Below are 23358 nucleotides of genomic sequence, written 5' to 3'. Positions count from 1 at the left end.
CCCGCCCCGCCGACCGGACACCGGAGCGCGGGCAGACACGGACCGGGGCGCTGTTTCACGTGAAACAGCGCCCCAACCCTGTTGTACGACAACTCAGTTCGTGCCGATGCGCGCCAGCAGGTCGACGATCCGGTCCTGCACCTCGACGCTGGTCGAGCGTTCGGCGAGGAACAGGACCGTCTCCCCCGCCGCCAGGCGCGGAAGCTCCGTCTGATCGACGGCGGCGGTGTAGACGACGAGGGGCGTGCGGTTCAACTGGCCGTTCGCGCGCAGCCAGTCGACGATCCCGGCGCGCCGACGCCGTACCTGCATCAGGTCCATCACCACGAGGTTCGGCCGCAGCTGCGCGGCCAGCGTGACCGCGTCCTCGTCCGACGCCGCCCGGGCGACCTGCATCCCGCGCCGTTCCAGCGAGGCCGTGAGCGCCAGCGCGATCTCCCCGTGCTCCTCGATGAGCAGCACCCGCGGCGGGTGCTGCTCCGAGTCGCGCGGCGCGAGCGCCTTCAGCAGCACGGCGGGGTCGGCGCCGTACGCCGCCTCACGCGTCGCCTGGCCGAGTCCCGCCGTCACCAGGACGGGTACCTCGGCGGCCACCGCGGCCTGGCGCAGCGACTGGAGCGCGGTGCGGGTGATCGGGCCCGTGAGCGGGTCCACGAACAGCGCGGCGGGGAAGGCGGCGATCTGTGCGTCGACCTCCTCGCGCGAGTGCACCACGACGGGCCGGTAGCCGCGGTCGCTGAGCGCCTGCTGGGTCGTCACGTCGGGGGCGGGCCACACGAGCAGGCGCCGCGGGTTGTCGAGCGGCTCCGGGGGCAGCTCGTCGTCCATGGGCCGCGGCTGGGGCTGGTCGGCGACCTCGACGGCGCCGCCGGGACCGTCGAGCGGCTCGGGGCCCTCGTCGGCGTTCCGGTCCGGAGCTCCTATGGCGTACGAGCGTCCGGCGCCCTCGGTGCCGCCGGCGGGACGGGACTGGCCGCTCTGCGGGTGGGGACGGCCCCCGGTCTCCGGGCGCTCGGCGGCGGACTCGGGACGCGTGCCGAGCTTGCGGCGGCGGCCGGAACCGTTGGTCTGGTGCGGGGGAGGCGTGGGGGTCTGCGAACCCGGCAGCGCCTGTGCGGGCACTTGCTGGGGGACCGGCTGCTGCTGGTTCGGCGCGGGAGCCGGGCGGCCGAACGGCACGCCCTGGCCGAGCGTCCGCACGCTGAACGCGCGCCCCTGGGTCGAGTTCGGGTCGACGGGCACGGCGGCCTCGGCGGGCAGCGGCTGAGCGGCGCGGGGCGGGGCGGGGCGCTCGGGCGGAAGCGGAGTGCCGGAGGCGGGGGTCTGCCCCGCCGGCGCCGGGGCCTGCGCCGGTACCGGGTGACCGGTGCCGGACGTGTCGTCGGCGGCGGGCCAGGGCCCGGACGGCTCCGGGGCGGTGCCCTGCGCGGGAACACCGCCGGCGGGGGTCGCGGTCCCGCCCGGCCGGGCCGGCGGAGCCTCGCTCCGCACGCCGTCCGGCTCCGCGGGTGTGTTCTCGGCTGCGCCGGGCACACCCGGAGCCGCCGGGGCCCCCTCGGGGGCGGGGGCAGCCGCGGGAGGCGTCTGACCGGGAGCACCACCGTAGGGAGGAACGGGCTGCGCGGGTGCGGCCGGGCCGGGAACGCCTGGTGCGGGTACGGGCTGTGCCGGGTGCGGTGGGTTCGGGGCGCCGTGTCTGGCCACGGTGTGTCCCGGGGCCGGCTGCGCGGGTGCGGCCGGGCTGAGAGCCCTGCGCCCGGCCGGGGCCTGCCCGGCGGCGGCCCGGGACACGGGAGCCTGTGCGCCGGCCGTCTGTTCCGGCCCGACGGGAACGGCCCGGCCGGCGGAGGGAGCGGGTACGGGACCGGGCGCGGACTGCGCCGCGGGCTGACCGGCGGCGGGTCGTCCCGCGCCCGGACCACCCTGCCCGGGCACGGCCTGCGCGGGTACGCCCGGCATCCGGGGCTGCACGCCCTGCCCCGGGACACCCTGCCCCGGGATGCTCGGCATGGAGACGTCCTGCACGGGTGCGGAAGGTGCGGAGGATGCGGCGGGTGCGTCCGTCTCGGCCGGAGCCGGGCGGGCGCGGCGGCGTCCCGTCGGAGCCGGCACCGGATGCGGCTGCGGCGGGGTGTGGTCGTCGGCCCCGTCGTGCGGCATCACGTCGTGCCGGCCGTCGTCCACCGGGACGACGCCGGGAGCGGCACCCGCGTACGCCCCGCTCTGCCCGGCCGGGGAGAGCGCCTCGGCACCCACGTGCCCGGGCGAGCGGTCGGCCTCGGCGGGCGGCAGGGCGAACACCGTACGGGCGCCCGCCTCCTGCGCCGCGGCACGCTCCGCCGCGGCGGCGAGGGCGCGACGCCGGCGGCCGGTCGGCCCCGCGTCGGCGGCCTCGGCCCGGGCATCGGCACCCGGCGTGTTCTGAGCCGCGGGCAGCGCCGGTGGCAGCGCGTGCTGCTCGGTGTCCCGGCGGGCACGCCGGCCCGACGGGGCGGGCACGCCCTGCGGGGGCACGGTACCGCCGAGTCCCGTACCCGCGGCGGCGGTGGCGGCGGAGTGCTCGCCGGCCATGAGGACCGCGCCCTCGGCGACGCCCCCGGCGTCCCCCTCGACGGGGCTCGGCCGTCCGCGCCGCCGTCCGGTACCACCGGGAGCCCCGGTGTTCGGGTCCTCGTCCTCCGGCACCTGCGCGGGGAGCGGGGTCTCGGCGGGCGCAGCGGGCTCTCCCGCACGGCGCCTGCGCCGCCCGGTGGGCGCGGCGGCACCCTGGTCCTGGGCGGCCGGTCCGGAACCCGCCGGGATGTTCACACCGGTGTCGGTGTCCGCCACCGGGCTCTCCAGGAAGGAGTCCACGGAGGACCGCCGGGCCCGCCGCCGTCCGCTCCCCTGCTGCTGCGCGGCCTGCTCGGGGAGGGCGAGCTCGGCGCCGGGCGACTGCCCGGCCACGGGGGCCTCGACCGCGCCCGCGCCGCCGCCGATCGGCACCTCCAGGACGTACGCGCTGCCGCTCATCCCCGGCACCTCGTGCGTCTGCAGCACACCTCCGTGCGCCCGCACGATGCCCCGGACGATCGGCTCGTGCACCGGGTCACCCCCGGAGTACGGGCCCCGCACCTCGATGCGGACGACCTCGCCGCGCTGCGCCGCCGCCACGACCACCGTGTTGTCCAGATAACCGCCCGCCGACACGGGCGCGTTGCCCGTCGCGTCGACTCCCGCCACGTCGGCGACGAGATGCGCGAGCGCGGTGGCGAGCCGCTCGGGGTCGACCTCGGCCTCGATGGGCGGCGCGTGCACGGCGAACTGCACACGGCCGGGACCGATCAGCTCGACCGCGCCGTCGACCCCGGCCGCGACGACCGCGTCGAGCATGACGTTCGTCCGGGTGATGCCCTCGGTGCCCGCGTCCAGCCGCTGGTAGCTGAGCACGCTGTCGACGAGCGTGGTGATCCGCGAATAGCCCGCGGCGAGGTGGTGGAGGACCTGGTTGGCCTCGGGCCACAGCTGGCCCGCGTCGTCGGCGGCGAGCTTCGACAGCTCGCCGCGCAGCTGGTCCAGCGGTCCGCGCAGGGAGGTGTCGAGCACGGCGAGCAACTGCTCGTGCCGCGCGGCGAGTGCCTCGAAGCGGTCCTTCTCGCGCTCGGCGAGCGCCGCGTAGCGGTCGTCGCCCGCGCCCAGTTCCTCCGCGTGCTGCTCGCGCAGCGCGGCGAGTTCGTCGGTGTGCCGCTCCCGCAGCCGCTCCAGTTCCGCGGTGTGCTCGCCGGCGACCCGGGCGAGCTCCTCCGTGTGACGGGCGGCCTCGGCCTCCTTCTCCTCGGCCAGCGCGTCGTAGGGCCGCCGGTCGGTGAACGTCATCACGGCGCCCACGAGCTGGTCCCCGTCACGGACCGGCGCGGTCGTGAGGTCGACCGACACCTGGGCACCGGACTTGGACCACACGACCTGCCCGCGCACCCGGTGCTTGCGCCCGGAGCGCAGGGTGTCGGCGAGCGGCGACTCGGCGAACGCGAACGGCTCGCCGTCGGCCCGCGAGTGCAGGATGAGCGCGTGCAGGTCCTGGCCGCCGAGATCGCTGGCGCGGTAGCCGAGTATCTGGGCGGCGGCCGGATTGACGAGCACGACCCGCCCGTCGGTGTCCGTGCCCACGACGCCCTCGGACGCGGCCCGCAGGATCATCTCGGTCTGGCGTTGCGAGCGCGCGAGTTCGGCCTCGGTGTCTACGGTGCCCGACAGATCGCGGACGACGAGCATGAGCAGCTCGTCACCGGTGTAGCCGTAGCCGTCGTAGGCCTGCTGGCCGTTCTCCAGATTCGCACTGGTGACCTCGACCGGGAACTCGCTGCCGTCGGTCCGCCGGGCGACCATCCGGGTCGGCTTGGTCCGGCCGCTCTGGTCCATGGACTCGGGCCGTCGCATCGAGCCGGGGATCAGCCTGGAGTCGAACTCCGGGAGCAGATCGAGGAGCCCCCGGCCCACCAGAGCCGTCCCCGGGGCCTCGAAGGCCTCCAGGGCGATGGTGTTGGCGTTGACGACGGTCCCATTGGCGTTGACCAGCACCAACGCGTCGGGAAGCGCGTCCAGTATGGCTGCGAGGCGAGCAGCGCCTCGGGATGGCCTGCTGCTCACGAGACGCTTCCTCCCTGTTACCGCACCTTGCTGACCGCGAGGGCCATCTTGCCAACCGTCCCGCAGCGTGTCACGCGGGGGAGTCTACGGGCAGAGGTCGCGCCCGCGATGCCGGATGAGAGGGAGGTCGCACGCAGAAGGTACGTAGGAGCTGTGACCGTGCATTTCACCCCTCGGAAGCACGACTTGGACATGTCCGGCCCGGGCCGGGCTGTTGACTTTTTTCCCCCGGAAGAGGGTGACGGCTACCCGCCGAGGTCGGGCAGCAGCGGCACGAGCGCGTTCCACCGCCCGATCTCGCAGCCGTCCCCGCGGTCGTACCTCGCGTCGACGGGACGTCCGGCCCATGTGCCGGTGACGTGCGCGGTGGCCGGGCCGCCGTACTGCATGGTGCAGATCGTGCCCTCCGGTACGGAGGCGAAGGGGTCCCTGCCCCACCGGGTGCCGTGTTCGAGTTTGTCGCAGGCGCCGCGTACGTCGGGATGGGTGCCGCCGTCCGGGTGGCAGTCCAGCTCGTACCTCCCGTCGGCGGCGCCCGCGTGGTCGACGGTGACGACGAGATGGTCACCGGGGTCCTCACCGCCGGCCGCGGGCGGCGGCATCAGGGGAAGGGACAGGGGATCGGGCACGGGTGCGGCGTGCGCGGCGGGCGCGGCGGACAGGGCGGCGGCGGAGGCGGCCGCCGCGAGGGCGAGCCGGCGCAGGGTGACCCGGGACATGACAGGACTCATGACCGGACTAACGCCTCACCGCGCGTGTGGTTGCGCCGCCGGTCGGGGCTTTGCCCTGCGGCCCGCCTGCCTAGTACCGTGGGGGGCGATTGGTGACACCCCGCTCGGCTGTGTCATCATCTGCACGCACCATTCGCGCTCGCGCGGCTGGTTGTGCTGGAGGCGTCGCCTAGTCCGGTCTATGGCGCCGCACTGCTAATGCGGTTTGGGCCTTAAAGCCCATCGAGGGTTCAAATCCCTCCGCCTCCGCGCTCGATCCCGAAGCCCCGGTCGTCACGACCGGGGCTTCGGCCGTTCTCCCGGTCCCGTACGCCTACGGTCTCGGCCCCGGATCACCCCCGATCCGGGTATTTCCGCAGGTCAGGCCGGGTGCGACAAACGGATTTCGCCTCACGGCGCCAGTCATGTAATGTTGTTCCCGCAACGCCGACCAGGCGGAAAAGCCCGGAAGGAAGAGCACCACACAACAGAACACACAGGCACTCGTAGCTTAACGGATAGAGCATCTGACTACGGATCAGAAGGTTGCAGGTTCGAATCCTGCCGAGTGCACACAGGTTGAAGGCCCCCGGAGAGATCCGGGGGCCTTTTGCGTGAGCGGTGCGGTGGTGAAGCGCGTGGCGTCGGGGACAGGAACCGGGGCGTCGGGCGGATCGGGGGCCGGGGCGTTGTCAGTGGCGCTGGCTACGCTCGGGGGATGGCACGGGTGTGGAGTTGTTCGGGGCTGCGCTGGGGGGCGGACGGGCCCGTGCTGGTGTGGGGCGGGGGGCGGAGCAGCGCGCTGGTCCGGGGGCAGCGCGTCGCCTTCGGCGTGGTGGAGGGCGGGGTGCGGACCTGCGTGGGGGCGCGGGGGCACGCGTGTCCTCGGGGCGCCGTCGTGCCGGGGCGCAGCGGCGGGGCGCGCTGCGAGGAGTGCGCTCGGCTGGAGCGGGCCCACTCCGTGGCCGCCGACACCGTCGCCGACGACCAGCGGCCGTACCACGTGTATCTGGCGTGGTTCGGGCCCGGCCTGGTCAAGGTGGGCATCACCGGAGTCGGGCGAGGGTCCGCGCGGCTCCTGGAGCAGGGGGCCGTCACGTTCAGCTGGCTGGGACGCGGGCCGCTGATGGCCGCCCGGCGGGCCGAGGAGTTGCTGCGGGCCGCGCTCGGGGTGCCCGACCGGATTCCGTACGCCGTGAAGCGCGCGGTGCGCGGCGAGCTGCCCGGGGCCCGGGCGGCAGCCGGGACGCCCGCCGCGGAAACGGTGGGGGCGGACGCAGGCGCCCGGGAGCGGACCGCGGAGATCGCCGAGCTGCACGCCCGGGCCGGCCGGCTCGACGGGTGGCCCGAGTCCCTGGAGCGCGTGCCGTTCCGGCCCGTGGACCACACGGGGGTGTTCGGACTCGCCGGGCTGCCGCCGACCGACGGTGTGGTGAGCGAACTGGCCGCCGGGTGTGCCGTGAGCGGTGTGCTGCTCGCCGCCGCGGGTCCCGATCTGCATCTCGCGACCGCGCGTGGGGTCGTCGTCCTCGACACGCGGCTGATGCCCGGCTGGGAGCTGACCGCCGGCGGAGGGGAGGGCCTGCCGCCCTTTCCCGTACGGGAGTCGAGGCGGTCCGCGGGAAGCGTGCAGGACGGACTGTTCTGAGGACGCGGCGGACAGGGCCGTGCCGCAGGATCCCCTGCCACGGTGCTGGACGCCGGCGGGCGCCCGGACCGAGAGTGGCGGACATGAGCGATCACCGCGCCGCCCGGGAGGCGGACGCCATGGCCGACGCCACCGGCACCGGCACCGGTACCGGTACCGGCAGGGTCATCGGCACCGACACCGGCACCGGCACCGGCCCAGAGTCCGCCGACGCCCCCGGCACCCCGACAGGCGCCGCCCCCGCCCCCGGCGGTCACGTCGACCCCGGCACCGCCGAAGTGCGCGGGTTCTGGGCGCGGCTGGGGCTTCCGGGGCTCGTCGACGTGCACACGCACTTCATGCCCGAGCGCGTCCTGCGCAAGGTCTGGCGCTACTTCGACGCGCTCGGGCCCCTCACGGGCGGCGTCGAGTGGCCGATCACCTACCGCGCCGACGAGGAGGAACGCCTCGCGGTCCTCAGGGGGTTCGGCGCCCGGGCCTTCACCGCGATGATCTACCCGCACAAGGCCGGCATGGCCCGCTGGCTCAACGACTGGGCCGTCGGCTTCGCCCGCCGCACCCCCGACTGTCTGCACACGGCGACCCTGTTCCCCGAGCCGGGCGTCGAGACGTATGTGAAGGAGGCCCTCGACGCGGGGGCGCGGGTGTTCAAGGCGCATGTGCAGGTGGGCGCGTACGACCCCGGCGACCCGCTCCTGGATCCCGCGTGGGGACTGCTCGCCGAGGCGGGGGTCCCGGTCGTCGTGCACTGCGGTTCCGGTCCCGCGCCGGGCAGGTACACCGGGCCGGGACCGGTCGCCGGTGTCCTCACCCGGCACCCCCGGCTGCGGCTCGTGGTCGCGCATCTCGGGATGCCGGAGTACGAGGACTTCCTCGGGCTCGCGGAGCGGTACGGCGAGGTGCGGCTGGACACGACCATGGCACTCACCGACTTCAGCGAGCGACTCGCGCCGTTCCCCCGAAAGGCGCTGCCCCGGCTCGCCGCCCTCGGGGACCGGGTCCTGCTCGGGACGGACTTCCCCAACATCCCGTATCCGTACGTCCATCAGCTGCACGCGCTGGAGCGGCTCGGACTCGGCGACGACTGGCTGCGGGCGGTCTGCCACGACAACGGCGCCCGCCTCTTCGGGCTCGGCACTCCCTAGGCCGTGTCCGCCCCGCGGGCCCGTGCACCTAGGCGCTTCCTGAGAGGCGCCTGTGCGTTTCTCAGGCAAATCACAGCTTCCCGAAAGGATGCTCTCAGCGGCGCCCAGCAGTGTGTCCGCTATGACCACGACCTCGCCCCAGGGGCGCACCGAACTGCTGAGGCCGGACGGGAGCCCCGTCCGAGTGCTGGTGGTGGACGACGAGCTGTCGATCACCGAGCTGCTGTCCATGGCCCTTCGTTACGAAGGGTGGCAGATCCGCAGCGCGGGCGACGGACACGGAGCGGTGCAGGCCGCCCGTGAGTTCCGGCCCGACGCCGTGGTGCTCGACATGATGCTGCCCGACATGGACGGGCTCGCGGTGCTCGGCCGGCTGCGCCGGGACCTGCCCGACGTGCCCGTGCTCTTCCTCACGGCCAAGGACGCCGTGGAGGACCGCATCGCGGGACTCACCGCGGGCGGCGACGACTACGTCACCAAGCCGTTCAGCCTCGAAGAGGTGGTGGCACGGCTGCGCGGGCTGATCCGCCGCTCCGGTGCCGCCGACCGGCGCAGCGACTCCGTCCTCGTCGTCGGGGACCTGACCCTCGACGAGGACAGCCACGAGGTGACCCGGGGCGGCGACAACATCCACCTCACGGCGACCGAGTTCGAGCTGCTGCGGTTCCTGATGCGCAATCCGCGCCGGGTGCTGAGCAAGGCGCAGATCCTCGACCGCGTGTGGTCGTACGACTTCGGCGGCCAGGCCAATGTCGTCGAGCTCTACATCTCGTATCTGCGGCGCAAGATAGACGCGGGCCGCGAGCCGATGATCCACACCCGCCGCGGTGCCGGTTACCTGATCAAGCCCGCCGTGTCGTGAGCGGACGACGACGGCCGCGCGGGCAGAAGCGAGCATCCCGGCCGCGGACGCTGCGGACGCGGCTCGTCGTCTCGGCGGTCACCCTCATCGCGGTGGTGTGCGCCGTCATCGGCACGGTGACGACGATCGCGCTGGAAGAGCACCTGTCCCATCAGCTGAGCGAACAGGTCAAGGAGGTCGGCGAGCGGGCGACGGGTGGCCCGAAGAAGCCCCTCGGGGTCCAGCGGCCGGACACGGGGAACCAGGGCCCGGACGGCCAACTCGATCCGCCCGACGACCCGTTCGACTTCGCCACGAGGGGCGGGACCCAGCCGGACACCGTCGTGGCCGAGGTCGGCGACGACGGCGGGATCTCGAAGGCGGTCGTCACCAAGGAGAACAAGGCCTCCGCCAGCGAGAGCTTCCGGATGACCACCAAGAACCTCACCGGGGCGCAGAAGGCGGTGCTCGCGTCCGTCCCGAAGACCGGCGAGCACACCCTGGACCTGCCGGGGCTCGGCGAGTACCGCGTCAAGTACATGGACGGCAATCGCGGCAGCTTCTACGTCGCCCTGCCCACCGAGTCCGTGACCAGCACGATCAACACCCTCATCCTCGTCGAGGTCAGCGTCACCGCGGCCGGCCTCGTGGCCGCCGGTATCGCCGGGTCGGTCCTCGTCGGAGTCGCCCTGCGCCCGCTGCGCCGGGTCGCCTCCACCGCCACCCGCGTCTCCGAACTCACCCTGCACACCGGCGAGGTGACCCTCTACGAACGGGTCCCGGAGTCCGAGGCGGACCCGCGCACCGAGGTCGGCCAGGTCGGCGCCGCGCTCAACCGCATGCTCGACCACATCCACGGCGCGCTGCACGCCCGCCAGCAGAGCGAGACGCGGGTACGGCAGTTCGTCGCGGACGCCAGCCACGAGCTGCGCACACCGCTGGCCTCGATCCGCGGGTACGCCGAGCTGACCCGGCGCGGCCGGGAGGAGACCGGGCCCGACACCCGGCACGCCCTCGGGCGGATCGAGTCCGAGGCCGGGCGCATGACCCTGCTGGTCGAGGACCTGCTGCTGCTCGCCCGCCTGGACGCGGGGCGGCCGCTCCAGTACGAGCAGACGGACCTGGTGCCGCTCGTCGTGGACGCGGTGAGCGACGCCCGGGCGGCCGGCCGAGACCACAACTGGCGTCTCGAACTGCCCGACGAACCGGCCCTGGTCTCGGCGGACGCCGCACGGCTCCAGCAGATCCTGGTCAACCTGTTCGCGAACGCCCGCACGCACACCCCGCCGGGGACGACCGTGACCGCGCGCGTGCACCGGCACGGGCCGTGGCTGTGCGTGGACGTCCAGGACGACGGCCCCGGCATCCCGGCGGACCTGCTGCCCCGGGTCTTCGAGCGTTTCGCGCGCGGTGACTCCTCGCGCTCCCGGGTCTCCGGTTCGACCGGCCTGGGGCTGGCCATCGTGCAGGCCGTCGCGTCCGCGCACGGGGGCGCCGTGACCGTCGACAGCATGCCCGGCAGGACCGTGTTCACGGTGCATCTGCCCGCGCTCGCCGTGGAAACGGGACCGTACCCGTACTCACAGGCACAGCACAGTGCCACCACACGGGCGTAACAGGGCGGTTGCCGAATGTCGTTGACATGCGAACCGACTCTTCTCCCGGCAGCCTGCCGGCGCGGGAGCACCTCCCGGCCGGACACGCCGGCACGCCTGTCCTGGACGTAGTGATCCCCGTCTACAACGAGGAGAAGGACCTCCAGCCGTGTGTGCGGCGACTGCACGACCACCTCGCACGCACCTTCCCGTACTCGTTCCGCATCACGATCGCGGACAACGCGTCCACGGACACCACACCGCTGGTGGCCGCGCGGCTGGAGTCGGAGATCGGGGAGGTCAGATCCTTCCGCCTGGAGCAGAAGGGCCGCGGCAGGGCGCTGCGCACCGTCTGGTCCGCCTCGGACGCCCCGGTCCTCGCCTACATGGACGTGGATCTGTCCACCGACCTCAACGCCCTGCTGCCGCTGGTGGCGCCGCTGATCTCCGGTCACTCGGACCTGGCGATCGGCTCGCGGCTCGCCCGCTCGTCGCGCGTGGTGCGCGGCGCGAAGCGGGAGTTCATCAGCCGCACCTACAACCTGATCCTGCGGGGCTCGCTGCAGGCCCGCTTCTCCGACGCGCAGTGCGGCTTCAAGGCGATCCGGCGTGATGTCGCCCAGGCGCTGCTGCCGCTGGTGGAGGACACCGGCTGGTTCTTCGACACCGAGATGCTGGTGCTGGCCGAGCGGGCCGGGCTGCGCATCCACGAGGTGCCGGTCGACTGGGTCGACGACCCGGACTCGACGGTGCACATCGTGCGGACGGCGACGGACGACCTGAAGGGCGTGTGGCGGGTGGGCCGGGCCCTCGCGACGGGTTCGCTGCCGCTGCACCGCCTCGCGCGGCCCTTCGGGGACGATCCGCGCGACCGGGACCTGGCCGGGGTGCCCCGCGGCCTCGCGCGTCAGCTGGTCGGCTTCTGCGCGGTGGGCGTCCTGTCGACCCTGTTCTACCTGCTGCTGTACTCCGGCTTCCGGGCCGTCGCGGGGCCGCAGACCGCCAACGCGCTCGCCCTGCTGGTCTCGGCGGTGGCGAACACGGCGGCCAACCGGCGGCTCACGTTCGGCGTCCGCGGCCGGGAGAGCGCTCTGCGCCATCAGGCCCAGGGACTGGTGGTGTTCGGCATTGGACTGATCCTCACCAGCGGTTCGCTCGCCGCCCTGAACGCGGCGACGTCCCAGCCCGCGCACTCCACGGAACTCGCGGTCCTCGTCGCCGCCAACCTCGCGGCGACGGTGCTGCGGTTCCTGCTCTTCAGGGCCTGGGTCTTCCCGGACCGCGACGAGCCCGCCTTCACGTCCGTGGCCCCGCCCGCCCCGGCCCCGTACGCCACGGCGGCGCACCCGTACTCCGGGGGCCCGGAGTCCCGGCAGCCGGCGCCGCACCCGCACACCGACGCACGGCACCCGCACCCCGACGCACGGCACCCGCACACCGACGCGCCGCAACGCCCGCACACCGACGCGCCGCAACGCCCGCACACCGACGCGCCGCTGCCCCGGCGCCCGGCGGCGCACCGGTCCTCGTACGACACCACAGAATTCCGCGCCGGCGACGTCGCGGACCGCACCAGGGGGGACGCGACCGTGCAGCTGCAGACGGTGCGCCCGCACGATCACGATCCGAGGAACGCACGATGACGACTCAGCCCGACACGACGTCGCAGGGGGACATCACCCCGTCCTGGGGGCCACCCGCCGCGTCCGCGGCGCACGGACCGGCCGCATCCCACCCGGCGGCACCCGGTTCCGGTGAACCGAAGCAGCCCCTCGCGCGCCGGCTGTGGCGCGGCCGGCCCGAGGACCCGCGCTGGGCCCGCCCGGCCCTGCTCGCCCTGCTCCTCGCCACCGGCCTGCTCTACCTGTACGACCTGAGCGCGTCCGGATACGCCAACTCCTTCTACTCCGCGGCCGTCCAGGCCGGCAGCCAGAGCTGGAAGGCGTTCTTCTTCGGCTCGCTCGACGCCGGCAACGCGATCACCGTCGACAAGCCCCCGGCCGCACTGTGGCCGATGGCGCTGTCGGTACGGATGTTCGGCCTCGGCTCGTGGGCGATCCTCGTCCCCGAGGTGCTGATGGGCGTCGCCACGGTCGGCGTACTCCACGCGGCCGTGCGGCGCCGCTTCTCCCCGGCGGCCGGCCTGATCGCCGGTGCGGTGCTGGCGCTCACTCCCGTCGCCGCGCTGATGTTCCGGTTCAACAACCCGGACGCGCTGCTCGCGCTGCTGATGACCGTCACGGTGTACTGCGTGATCCGCGCCCTGGAGGACGGGCGCACCAAGTGGCTGGTGTGGGCGGGGGTCGCGGTCGGCCTCGCCTTCCTGACGAAGACCCTTCAGGCGTTCCTGATCCTGCCGCCGCTGGCGATCCTGTACGGGGTCTGCGGGCCGGTGCGGCTGCGGAAGCGTCTCGGGCAGCTCGCCCTCGCCACGGCCGCGCTGGTCGTCTCCGGCGGCTGGTGGGTCGCGATCGTCGAGCTGTGGCCGGCCTCGTCCCGCCCGTACATCGGCGGCTCGCAGAACAACTCCTTCCTGGAGCTGACCTTCGGCTACAACGGTCTGGGCCGGATCAACGGCGAGGAGACCGGCAGCGTCGGCGGCGGGGGCGGTGGCGGTACCGGTCAGTGGGGTGAGACCGGCTGGGACCGGATGTTCAACTCCGAGATCGGCGGCCAGATCTCGTGGCTGCTGCCCACCGCGCTGGTCCTGCTCGTGGCGGGCCTCTGGCTGACCAGGAAGGCGCGGCGGATCGACCTGGCCCGCGGCTCGTTCCTCGCGTGGGGCGGCGCGCTGCTGATGACCGTGGTCGTCTTCAGCTACATGGCCGGCATCTTCCACCAGTACTACACGGTGGCCCTGGCCCCGTACGTCGCGGCCGTGGTCGGCATGGGCGCCACGATGCTGTGGGAGGAGCGGGGCAGGGTCTGGGCCGCGCTGACGCTCGCGGCGTCGGTCACCGCGGCGGCGGTCTGGGGCTATGTGCTCCTCGACCGCACCTCCGACTACCTGCCCTGGCTGAAGTGGCTGGTGCTCGTCGGCGGGCTGGTCGGCGCGCTCGGACTGGTCTTCGTGGCGTGGCTGGGCCGGCAACTGGCCCTCGCGGCGGCCGGGCTGAGCTTCGTGGCGGCGGTCGCGGGTCCGACGGCGTACACGCTGAGCACGGTGGACACCGGTCACACGGGCTCCATCGTCACGGCCGGTCCGGCCGGCGCGAGCATGATGGGCGGTCCCGGTGGCGGTCCCGGTGGCGGGCGGACGGGCGGCGGCATGCCCGGTCAGAACCAGCGGAACGGTGCGCCGCAGGGCGGTGGCACGGGTCAGCCTCCGGGCGGCGGCAACGGCGGCGGCAACGGCTTCCCCGGCGGCACGAACCAGCAGGGCAACGGGCAGGTTCCGCAGGGCATCGGGCAGGCTCCGCAGGGCGCCGAAGGCCGGGCCCCGCAGGGCGGTATGGGCGTGGGCGGCATGGGAGGCGGCGGCGTGGGCGGCCTGCTGAACGGCGCGTCCGTCGGCGCCGAGGCCAAGAAGCTGCTGAAGGCGGACGCCGGCCAGTACACCTGGGTGGCCGCGACCATCGGCTCCCAGAACGGCGCCAGCTACCAGCTCGCCACCGGTGACCCGGTGATGGCGATCGGCGGCTTCAACGGCAGCGACCCGTCCCCGACGCTCGCCCGGTTCGAGAAGTACGTCGAGGACGGAAAGATCCACTACTTCATCGCGGGTGGCGCCGGCGGCGGGGGCGGCAACTCCGGTTCCGCGGCCTCGATCACCTCGTGGGTCGAGGCCAACTACCGGAAGGTGACGGTCGGTTCGGCCACCTTCTACGACCTGACGAAGCCGAAGAGCGGCAGCTGACGGATCTCTCACCAGGCGGTGGCCCCGGGCGCGAGCGCTTCGGGCCACCGCCTTCGTGTACCGCGGGCGCGGGCGCGGGCCGGGAGCACCGGGGTCAGTCCTGCTCGGCCAGCCGCGCCGGGAAACCGCCCGTCGCCACCGGACCCCACCGCTCGGGCGTGACCCGGATGATCGACTTGCCCTGCCTGCGCATCGCCTCCCGGTACTCGTCCCAGTCCGGGTGCTCCCCCGCGATGGTGCGGTAGTACTCGACGAGCGGCTCGACGGAGTCCGGCGCGTCGATGACCTCGGCGGTTCCGTCGATCTGGACCCAGGGTCCGTTCCACTCGTCGCTCAGCACGATCAGGCTGACCCGCTCGTCCCGCTTGGCGTTCCGCGTCTTGGCGCGCTCCGGGTAGGTGGAGACGACGATGCGGCCGGAGTCGTCGACCCCGCAGGTCAGGGGCGAGCCCTGGGGACCGCCGTCGGCCCGCCGGGTCAGCAGGACGGCGCGGTGCCGGGGCCGTACGAAGTCCAGCAACTCGTCGAGGGTTACGGCGGTGTTCGTCGCGATGTGAGGTGCCATACGGCCAGCCTAGGACCGGATCGCCTCCGCGAGGTCGTCGTACACGGCGACGTCCCGGCGCACTCCGGTCAGCTCCAGGACGCGGCTCACCAGCCCTCCGGGGGCCGCCACCACGCGCACCTCGGTCCGGGGCGGACGGTGTACGTGCGCCCGCACCTCGTTGATCAGGCGTACGCCCTGGGAGTCCATGAAGCCGGTGGTCGTGAGGTCCAGCACGAGCAGGCGCAGGCGGTCCCCGCGCGCGTTCACGACGTTCATGGTCCCGGCGCGCAGTGCGTCGGCGTTGGAGATGTCGATGTCCGCCGGCAGCGTGACGAGCGTGCAGTTCGGCAGGTCACGTGGGGTCGGGGAGAAGATCATGACGACTCACCTGAGAGACGTGTGTCCGGTTCCGATGAGGCCGCTTCCTGACCTGTGACGCCATTTCATCACGCGCGCCGGTCCCGCCGGTAGCCGGGGCACCGAGCCGCAACTCACCCCATCGGAACAGCTAAAGTTCTGTTCGTCCTGTGCTCGCAGTCGGGAATGTGCTGCGGAGCTCTCCTGCGCATGGCGCCGGGATCTGTCGTCGGACGACGACGGGACCCTGGCCATGCATGCCGAAGAGGTTCGTGGTGGCTGCGTCCGACTTTAGTGAATTGCCCCGTTCTGTTGCGGGTTTCGAGCTGGCCGAAGAGCTGACGGCGGCCGCTCGGCAACTGCACGAGACCTCGACGGCGCACGCCACCCTGCGTACCGCGGCCCGGCTCGCCGTCCATCTCCTGCCCGGCGCCGAGCACGCGGGCGTCTCCGTCATCGAGGACGCCGCACCCCGGCAGACCCTCGCCTGGACCGACGACGTCGTACGCTCCGCCGACGCGCTCGACGCGGGCCGTGAGCACCGCGCGTACTGGACCGACCTCTGGAGCGCGCCGGTCGCCGGGATCGAGGACAGCGGCGCCGCCGACGACGGCGAACTCACCCTGTCGGGCCTCGGCCTGCGCTCGGTGCTCTCCCTGCGCCTGCGCGCGGACCGCCGGCGGCTCACCGTGCTCACCGTCTACGCGGGAAAGCCGGGCGCCTTCGACGCCCGGGCGAGACGGATCGGCCGACTGCTCACCGCGCACGTCAGCATCGCGCTGGAGACGGCGACCGTACGGGAGCAGCTGACGGAGGCCATGCGCACCCGCGACCTGATCGGACAGGCCACGGGCATCCTCATGGAGCGCCTGGACATCGACGCGGCGGAGGCCTTCGACAGCCTGGTGCGGACCTCGCAGCGCGAGAACGTGAAGCTGCGCGACCTGGCCGGACGGATCGTGGACGTGCGGGACCAGGCGTGAGCGGGTGCCGACGGGATACCCGTTCCGTATGAGACCTCCAGCCGATCCGCCCCGGCCGCCACGGGCCGCAGCCGCACCGGGGGCCCGCACGCTGCACGAGGCACTTGCCCAGAGCGGCGGACTGGACACCCTGCTCAGGGACCTGACGGAGCGGGCGGTGCTCGCCGTGGAGGGGGCGGCGGCGTGCAGCATCACGGTGCGCCGTGACGGGCGGCTGCTCACCCTGGCGGGCACGAGCGGCCTGCCGAGCGGACTCGACCAGCGCCAGTACGAGAACGGCGACGGGCCCTGCGTCCGGGCGGCCAAGGTGGACGCCGAGCAGTACTCCCCGGACCTGGCGCAGGAGACCCGCTGGCCCTCGTACACCCCCTACGCGCTCTCCCAGGGGATCCGCTCGGTGCTGGCCGTCCCGCTCCCGGTCGACGGCGAGACCGACGCGGCGCTGAATCTCTACGCCGTGACGGAGGACGCCTTCCGCGACCGCCGGGAGACCGCCCGCGCGTTCGCGGAGCGCGCCGCGGAGGCGATCAACGCCGCGCTGCGCATCGAGCGCGAGCGGACGTCGGCGGGGGACGTCAGGACCGCCCTGCTCTCACGCAGTGTGATCGACCAGGCGGTCGGCATCCTCATGGCGAAGGAGCGCTGCGACGCCCGGGTGGCACTCGACATGCTGCGCCGGGCCTCGCAGGACTCGAACGTCAAGCTCAGGGACCTGTGCGGCGACCTGGTGGCCCGGGTGTCCCGCTCCGCCCCGGCCACCCGCGACGGCAGGGCCCCGGACGGCTCCCGGGCCGGCGGCTGAGACCCGGCGGCCGAGAGCGCCGGGCATCCCGCCGCCGGACGGCCGACAGTGACCGCCCCCGGGCCGTCCGACGTCTGACCCGCCCTACCGTCTGACCGCCTCACCGCCTCACCGCCTCACCACCTCACCGCCCGGGCCGTCAGACGGCCGGCAGTGCGTCCCCCTGCACCGCCTGGATGTCCAGCTCCACCCGCAGGGTCGTGCCGATGGCGGAGATGCCCGCCTGGAGCACCTGGTTGTAGTTCATCGCGAAGTCCTCGCGGCGCAGTTCGGCGCCGGCGCGGAACGCGGCGCGCGTGCCGCCCCAGGGGTCGGCGCCGGTGCCGAGGTAGGCGAGGTCCAGGTCGACGGAGCGTACGACGCCGTGCATGGTCAGTTCGCCGTGCACCGTCCAGCGGTCGGAACCGGCGGGGCTCAGGCCCGTCGAGCGGTAGGTGATCCGCGGGTACGTCTCCACGTCGAGGAAGTCGGGCGACTTGAGGTGCCCGTCGCGCATGCCGTTGCCCGTGTCGATGGAGGCCGCGGAGATCACCGCCTCGACCCGGGACTTGGCGATGTCGTCGGGGGCGATGTCGATCAGGCCCGTGAACTCCGTGAACCGGCCGTGCACGCTGGAGATGCCCAGGTGCTGGGCGACCGCGCCCACCGAGGAGTGCGCGGGGTCGATGGTCCACGGGCCCGGCGGGGGCAGCTCGGTGCCGCCCTGGCGGGCGAGGACGACGTTGCCGATCTCGGCCCGTCCGCTCGCCGTGACGATCGCGCTGGACGCGGCGGGGGCGTACCCGACCGCGGTGACGATCACGGTGTACGCGCCGGGTGCCAGGGCGGTCGTGTCCCGTACGGCTCCCTCGTCGTCGGCCTCGGCCCGCAGCACCTGCGTGCCCGTCATGTCGGTCACCGTGACGACGGCGTGCGACACGGCCCATCCGTCCCGCGTGCGAATCCGTGCGGTCAGTCCCATCCCGTTTTCTCCTTGCAAGCAAAGCTGTCCGAAGCCGGCGGAGCCGTTCGGACCGGTCGAAAAAGAGACCGGCCCGCGGGGCGCACCTCCGCTCGGAGTGCGCCCCGCGGGCCGGGGCCGAACTACTCGCCCGGGTGGGAGAGTTCGATGTCGTGGCGGTCGGGGCCGTGGCCGTTCACGGTCAGCGAGGTGGCCACCGGCGGGTAGCCCGTCGCGATGACGGTGTACTCGCCGCTGTCCAGGTCGGTGAAGGCGTACGCCCCGTCGGCGCCGGTCCTGGCCGTGCCGATCACGTTGCCGGCCGCGTCGACCAGGGTGACCCGGGCGTCGCCGAGCGGGCCGCCCGGTGCCCGGACGACACCCTGGACCTGGGCGCCGGGGCTGAGCTCGACCTCGACCCGGGTGACCCCGGTGCCGCCGACCTCGACGGGCAGGGCCGTCGGCCGGTGCCCGGCCGCGTTGACCGCGACGGTCACGGCGCCCGGGACCAGCTCGGCGAAGGTGAACTCGCCCTGCTCGCCGGTGGTTCCGGTGGCCAGCACGTCACCGCGCACGTCGGTCACGATGACCATGGCGTCCTTGACCGCGGTCCCGGACCCGGCGCCTCGCACCACACCGCTCAGCCCGCTGGTACCGCTCAGCAGGATGTCGTACGCGACCGGTTCGTCGTTGACGACGATCGTCGAGGCCTGCGGCTGGAAGCCGTCGGCGGAGGCGATCAGGACGTACGAGCCGGTGCCGGGAGCGTCCAGCGCGTAGGCGCCGTCGGCCTGCGCGACGGAGCGGCCGAGCTGCCGTCCCGCGAGCGAGATCAGGGTGACCGCGGCCCGCGGCACGGGTGCGCTCTCGGCACCGCGGATGTGTCCGCGTACCGGTATCCCGCCGGAACCCGCGGTGGTTGCGGCCGCCGCGGCGGTGGCGACGGCGCCGAGCCGCTGTGTGCCCTCGGGGCCCGCCTCGGCAGGGCCGGTCTCCTTGAGCGCCCAGCTCGGGGTCTGCTCCTGGACGGCGGCGGGAGCCGCGGGAGCCGCGGGGGCGGCGGGGGCCGTCGCCGCGGTGTTCGCCTCGGCGGCCTGTGCCAGACCGCCGGAAGTGCGCAGCGGGACCTCCTTGATGAAGAGGGTCACGAAGAAGGCGATCAGCGCCGTCGCGGAGGCGATCAGGAAGACGTCCGCGATGCCGTGGCCGTACGCGCTCTCCATCACGGTGCGCAGCGGCACGGGCAGCGCGTCCATGTCCGGGATGCTGCTGCCGGAGCTCGCACCGGCGGCGGCGGAAGCGTACTTGGGGCCGAGGTCGGTCAGGCCGTCCTTGGCGTAGTCGGTGATCCGGTGGGCCATCACGGCGCCCAGCGCGGAGACGCCGATCGCGCCGCCGAGGGACCGGAAGAACGTCACGGTGGAGCTGGCCGCGCCGAGGTCGGCGGGGGCCACCTGGTTCTGCGTGCACAGCACCAGGTTCTGCATCATCATGCCGATGCCGAGGCCCATCAGCGCCATGTAGATCGCGATGTGCCAGTACTGCGTGTCGTACCGGATGGTGCCGAGCAGACCGAGTCCCGCGGTCACCAGGACTCCACCGCTGACCAGCCAGGCCTTCCACTTGCCGGTCTTGGTGATGACCTGGCCGGAGACCGTGGAGGAGACGAACAGGCCGGCGATCATCGGGATGGTCATCACGCCGGACATCGTCGGGGACTTGTCGCGGGCCAGCTGGAAGTACTGGCTGAAGAAGACCGTGCCGGTGAACATGGCGACGCCGACGAACAGCGAGGCGATCGACGACAGCGTGATGGTGCGGTTGCGGAACAGCCGCAGCGGGATGATCGGCTCGCTCGCCCTGGACTCGACGAGCACGAAGAGCAGGCCGAGCAGGACCGCGCCGGCGAGCATGGTGTAGGTCTGCCAGGAGATCCAGTCGTACTTGTCACCGGCGAAGGTGACCCACAGCAGCAGCAGGGAGACCGCGGCCGAGATGAAGAAGGCGCCGCCCCAGTCGACCTTCACCTCGCGCTTCACGACGGGCAGGTGCAGGGTCTTCTGCAGGACGATCAGCGCGATGACCGCGAAGGGCACACCGACGTAGAAGCACCAGCGCCAGCCGAGCCACGACGTGTCGGTGATGACACCGCCGAGCAGCGGACCGCCGACGGTCGCGACGGCGAAGGTCGCACCGAGGTAGCCGGAGTAGCGGCCCCGCTCGCGCGGGGAGATCATCGCGGCCATCACGATCTGCGCGAGGGCGGACAGACCGCCGACGCCGACGCCCTGGACGACCCGGACGGTGATCAGCATGCCCGCGTTCTGCGAGAGGCCGGCCACCACGGAGCCCAGCACGTAGATGATCAGCGCTATCTGGACGAGCGCCTTCTTGCTGTAGAGGTCGGCGAGCTTGCCCCACAGGGGCGTGGTCGCCGTCATGGCCAGCAGCGAGGCCGTGACGACCCAGGTGTAGGCGGACTGGCCGCCGCCCAGGTCCCCGATGATCTCGGGGAGTGCGTTGGAGACGATCGTCGACGACAGGATCGCGACGAACATGCCGAGCAGCAGCCCGGAGAGCGCCTCCATGATCTGCCGGTGCGTCATCGGAGCGCCGTCGGAGGACCCACCTCCGTGCTTGGCGTGAGCCCGCACACCGGCTGGTGTGGTCGTTGCCATGGGCTTCCTTTTCTTACGTTCTTATGCGGGTGTACGGGTGGTCGGTTCGCTCGCGTACGAGTGCGGGGGTGCCGGCCGGTGCGGTGCGGCGGCACGGCAGTCGCCGAAGCTCTCCCGCAGCCGGGCCATGAGCGCGATGAGCAGGCCGACCTCGTCGTCGGTCCAGTGGCTCAGCCGGTCGGCGAGCAGCTGCGACGAGCGCTGGGAGAGTTCGTCGAGCTGCCGCTGTCCCGCGGCGGTGAGGTGCAGGATGCGTGAGCGCTTGTCGGCCGGGTCGGGGGACCTCTCGATCCAGCCCCGGTCCGCGACATGGGCGACGTGGCGGCTGGTCACCGACATGTCCACGGAGAGCAGCTCGGCGAGCCTGCTCATCCGCATGTCACCGTGCCGGCCGAGCAGCGTCAGCACCGCGGCGGAACCCGCCGGGCAGTCGTGCGGCAGGATCCGCCCCATGTCCCTCTTCACGGCACCGATGGCGCTGAGCTGACGAGCCAGTTCCGCGTACTGCGCCCGCTCGGCCATCGCACCTCCCGTGTTCGTTGCTTAGGGCAACCATAGAGACAGTTGGTTGCCGCAGGCAAACTAAATGGGACCAGTCGCCCTAAAAAGTTGGCAAAGGCAAGCATTGGTGACTGTAAACCGGCAGGTCAGGGGTTTGCGGGAGCGTGCTGGTGATCCATCGGCCCCGCTGGGCCGCCATGGGCGGGCTTTCCGGCCTGGCCGCCGGGAAGCCCGCGAGCAGGGGTGAACCGCCGCGCCCGGCCGCTCGGCAGGCCTCCAGGCGGAACCCGCACTTGGGCAGCCCCGGCGCATTCGCTAGGGTCCAGGGCCATGGCACACACCCAGGGCCCCGAGGGCAACTACGACCCCGCGGGTAGCACCCAGATGTTCCGCGCTTTCGTCGACGAGGCCCCCCAGGCCGCCCCCCGGCAGGCGGCCCGGTCGGGCCCCCGCATCGGCCTGATCCTCGGCGTCGTGGCCGCCGTGGTCATCGTCGCCGCCGTGGCCTGGCTGGCACTCGCGTAACCCGTGGCCCGCCTCCAGGGGCGGGCCACCTCCATCGGACCCCCGGCTCCGCCCGACCGGGTCCGCTCGCCGTGCGTGCCGCGGCTCCGGCGCGGGGGACTCGCCGGGTGCCCGGTCGCTGCACCGCGCCCTGCAACCGTTCTGCGCGGAAGCGGAATTGTCATCCCCGTCCGGGGAACCCGACGTCCGTGCACCACCGTTCACGCCCGGACGAGGCGACCGTGCCGGCCCCGAGTCGGCCGCCACTGAGCCCGCCGAGCCCGAACTCCCGGGCCGCGCAACCTGCTTGGCGCCCGCGCCCCCACCGGATCCGGACGCACCGTTCTCGTCGTCCAGCAGCGTGGGCGTCAACCCCTCTGGCCGCACCGCCGTCGGGGTGTCCCGTCGGCGGGACCGTCGGCCACGGCGAACCCTTCGGCCGCGCGGCGCCCGGACGGACGACGGCCGCCGCGGCGCCCGTCGGGACACTTCGGCGGCCGCGTGTCGGCCTCGACGCGTCGCGTCAGCGTGGCCGACCGACCGTCAACGCGTGGATGTCAGTCGGAGATGAGGCCCTCGCGCAGCTGGGCGAGCGTCCGGGTGAGCAGCCGGGAGACGTGCATCTGCGAGATGCCGACCTCCTCGCCGATCTGCGACTGGGTCATGTTCGCGAAGAAGCGCAGCATGATGATGCGGCGCTCGCGGGGCGGCAGCTTGGCGAGCAGCGGCTTGAGGGACTCGCGGTACTCGACGCCCTCCAGGGACGGGTCCTCGTAGCCGAGGCGGTCGGCGAGGGAGCCCTCGCCGCCGTCGTCCTCGGGGGCCGGGGAGTCCAGCGAGGAGGCGGTGTACGCGTTGCCCACGGCGAGGCCGTCGACCACGTCCTCCTCGGACACGCCCAGCACCACGGCGAGTTCGGCGACGGTCGGTGAGCGGTCGAGCTTCTGTGAGAGCTCGTCGCTGGCCTTGGTGAGCGCGAGGCGCAGCTCCTGGAGGCGGCGCGGGACTCTCACCGACCAGGAGGTGTCACGGAAGAACCGTTTGATCTCGCCGACGACCGTCGGCATCGCGAACGTCGGGAACTCGACGCCGCGTTCGCAGTCGAAGCGGTCGATCGCCTTGATCAGGCCGATGGTGCCGACCTGGACGATGTCCTCCATCGGCTCGTTGCGCGAGCGGAAGCGTGCTGCCGCGTACCGGACGAGCGGGAGGTTCAGCTCGATGAGGGTGTCGCGTACGTAGGCGCGCTCGGGGCTGCTCTCGTCGAGTGCGGCCAGCCGCAGGAACAGGGAGCGGGACAGGGTGCGGGTGTCGATGGCTCCCGGTGCGGGAAGCGCCGGAACGGCGGCCTCCTGGTCCGGGAGGGCCGGGACGGCTTCCTGGTCCGGAAGGGCCGGGACGTCGTGAAGCACGTCGGGCGCGGAGTCGCTCTTCGTGAGCGTGAGCACCTTCGAGCTGCCCTGGACTGCGGACATGCCACCCCCTTTGGGTCGCGGACGGTCGCGGCGGACGCTCCCGTCGGAGGAACGCAGCCTCCACCTGAATACCGGCGGCGAGGCCGCGGCAAACGCGCTTCCCGCAGAATGTCACATGTCGGCAACACGCTGTAGTGACATGTCGACATG

The 23358-nt window shown here is 73.2% G+C and carries 17 protein-coding genes and 2 tRNA genes; 11 read left to right on the top strand and 8 right to left on the bottom strand.

What is annotated here, in order from left to right:
- Positions 1-93: 93 nt before the first annotated feature.
- Positions 94-4626 (bottom strand): PAS domain-containing protein, encoded by a 4533-nt coding sequence (locus tag ACFYP4_RS12840; RefSeq protein WP_388785163.1) that lies wholly within the window; start codon positions 4624-4626, stop codon positions 94-96.
- A 245-nt stretch (positions 4627-4871) separates the two neighbouring features.
- A complete protein-coding gene (locus ACFYP4_RS12835) occupies positions 4872-5357 on the bottom strand; it encodes an SSI family serine proteinase inhibitor (protein WP_358852568.1) in 486 nt (161 codons plus the stop codon).
- Between the two features lie 158 nt (positions 5358-5515).
- Here ACFYP4_RS12835 and ACFYP4_RS12830 point away from each other — a divergent pair.
- From ACFYP4_RS12830 to ACFYP4_RS12795, 8 genes are all read left to right on the top strand, one after another.
- Positions 5516-5606: transfer RNA gene (locus tag ACFYP4_RS12830), tRNA-Ser, on the top strand.
- A 230-nt stretch (positions 5607-5836) separates the two neighbouring features.
- Positions 5837-5909, top strand: a tRNA-Arg gene (locus ACFYP4_RS12825).
- 145 nt (positions 5910-6054) lie between these two features.
- The gene (locus tag ACFYP4_RS12820; RefSeq protein WP_358852569.1) at positions 6055-6984 is read left to right on the top strand and encodes a DUF2797 domain-containing protein; all 930 of its coding nucleotides are present in this window, start codon (positions 6055-6057) and stop codon (positions 6982-6984) included.
- An 83-nt stretch (positions 6985-7067) separates the two neighbouring features.
- On the top strand, positions 7068-8129 hold the full coding sequence (locus ACFYP4_RS12815; protein ID WP_388785160.1) for an amidohydrolase family protein: 1062 nt from the start codon (positions 7068-7070) through the stop codon (positions 8127-8129).
- A gap of 121 nt (positions 8130-8250) precedes the next feature.
- Entirely contained in the window at positions 8251-8991 is a 741-nt protein-coding gene (locus tag ACFYP4_RS12810; RefSeq protein ID WP_388785158.1) for a response regulator transcription factor, read from the top strand.
- A complete protein-coding gene (locus tag ACFYP4_RS12805) occupies positions 8988-10586 on the top strand; it encodes a sensor histidine kinase (RefSeq protein WP_388785156.1) in 1599 nt (532 codons plus the stop codon). Before ACFYP4_RS12810 ends, ACFYP4_RS12805 begins: the two co-directional genes overlap by 4 nt.
- A gap of 26 nt (positions 10587-10612) precedes the next feature.
- Positions 10613-12208: a glycosyltransferase gene (locus ACFYP4_RS12800; RefSeq protein WP_388785154.1), complete on the top strand. Its 1596-nt coding sequence runs from the start codon at positions 10613-10615 to the stop codon at positions 12206-12208.
- On the top strand, positions 12205-14421 hold the full coding sequence (locus ACFYP4_RS12795) for a glycosyltransferase family 39 protein (RefSeq protein ID WP_388785152.1): 2217 nt from the start codon (positions 12205-12207) through the stop codon (positions 14419-14421). The genes ACFYP4_RS12800 and ACFYP4_RS12795 overlap by 4 nt, the downstream gene beginning before the upstream one ends.
- Before the next feature lie 94 nt (positions 14422-14515).
- Here ACFYP4_RS12795 and ACFYP4_RS12790 read toward each other — a convergent pair whose 3' ends face one another.
- Positions 14516-14986: a PPOX class F420-dependent oxidoreductase gene (locus tag ACFYP4_RS12790; protein WP_388785150.1), complete on the bottom strand. Its 471-nt coding sequence runs from the start codon at positions 14984-14986 to the stop codon at positions 14516-14518.
- 9 nt (positions 14987-14995) lie between these two features.
- Complete coding sequence (locus tag ACFYP4_RS12785) at positions 14996-15346, bottom strand: STAS domain-containing protein (RefSeq protein WP_358852576.1); 351 nt, start codon at positions 15344-15346, stop codon at positions 14996-14998.
- Between the two features lie 236 nt (positions 15347-15582).
- On the opposite strand from ACFYP4_RS12785, the gene ACFYP4_RS12780 reads away from it, so the two are divergent.
- Both ACFYP4_RS12780 and ACFYP4_RS12775 read left to right on the top strand, forming a co-directional pair.
- Positions 15583-16308: an ANTAR domain-containing protein gene (locus tag ACFYP4_RS12780; protein WP_388785148.1), complete on the top strand. Its 726-nt coding sequence runs from the start codon at positions 15583-15585 to the stop codon at positions 16306-16308.
- 28 nt (positions 16309-16336) lie between these two features.
- Positions 16337-17110: a GAF and ANTAR domain-containing protein gene (locus tag ACFYP4_RS12775; RefSeq protein ID WP_358852578.1), complete on the top strand. Its 774-nt coding sequence runs from the start codon at positions 16337-16339 to the stop codon at positions 17108-17110.
- 139 nt (positions 17111-17249) lie between these two features.
- On the opposite strand, the gene ACFYP4_RS12770 is transcribed toward ACFYP4_RS12775, so the two are convergent.
- The 3 genes from ACFYP4_RS12770 to ACFYP4_RS12760 form a co-directional block, all read right to left on the bottom strand.
- Positions 17250-18071, bottom strand: coding sequence for a YceI family protein (locus ACFYP4_RS12770; RefSeq protein WP_358852579.1), 822 nt, complete (start codon positions 18069-18071; stop codon positions 17250-17252).
- 122 nt (positions 18072-18193) lie between these two features.
- Complete coding sequence (locus tag ACFYP4_RS12765) at positions 18194-20728, bottom strand: MFS transporter (protein WP_388785146.1); 2535 nt, start codon at positions 20726-20728, stop codon at positions 18194-18196.
- A 21-nt stretch (positions 20729-20749) separates the two neighbouring features.
- Positions 20750-21250 (bottom strand): MarR family transcriptional regulator, encoded by a 501-nt coding sequence (locus ACFYP4_RS12760; RefSeq protein ID WP_358852581.1) that lies wholly within the window; start codon positions 21248-21250, stop codon positions 20750-20752.
- A 309-nt stretch (positions 21251-21559) separates the two neighbouring features.
- Here ACFYP4_RS12760 and ACFYP4_RS12755 point away from each other — a divergent pair, with 309 nt between their 5' ends.
- The gene (locus tag ACFYP4_RS12755) at positions 21560-21754 is read left to right on the top strand and encodes a hypothetical protein (protein WP_358852582.1); all 195 of its coding nucleotides are present in this window, start codon (positions 21560-21562) and stop codon (positions 21752-21754) included.
- Positions 21755-22290: 536 nt separating this feature from the next.
- On the opposite strand, the gene ACFYP4_RS12750 is transcribed toward ACFYP4_RS12755, so the two are convergent.
- Positions 22291-23208: an RNA polymerase sigma factor SigF gene (locus ACFYP4_RS12750; RefSeq protein WP_358852583.1), complete on the bottom strand. Its 918-nt coding sequence runs from the start codon at positions 23206-23208 to the stop codon at positions 22291-22293.
- Positions 23209-23358 lie beyond the last annotated feature (150 nt).

It is taken from the genome of Streptomyces sp. NPDC005551 (assembly GCF_042871785.1).
Taxonomy (GTDB): domain Bacteria; phylum Actinomycetota; class Actinomycetes; order Streptomycetales; family Streptomycetaceae; genus Streptomyces.
Note: the sequence above shows the minus strand (reverse complement) of the source record. Positions and strands in the feature narration are given on the sequence as shown.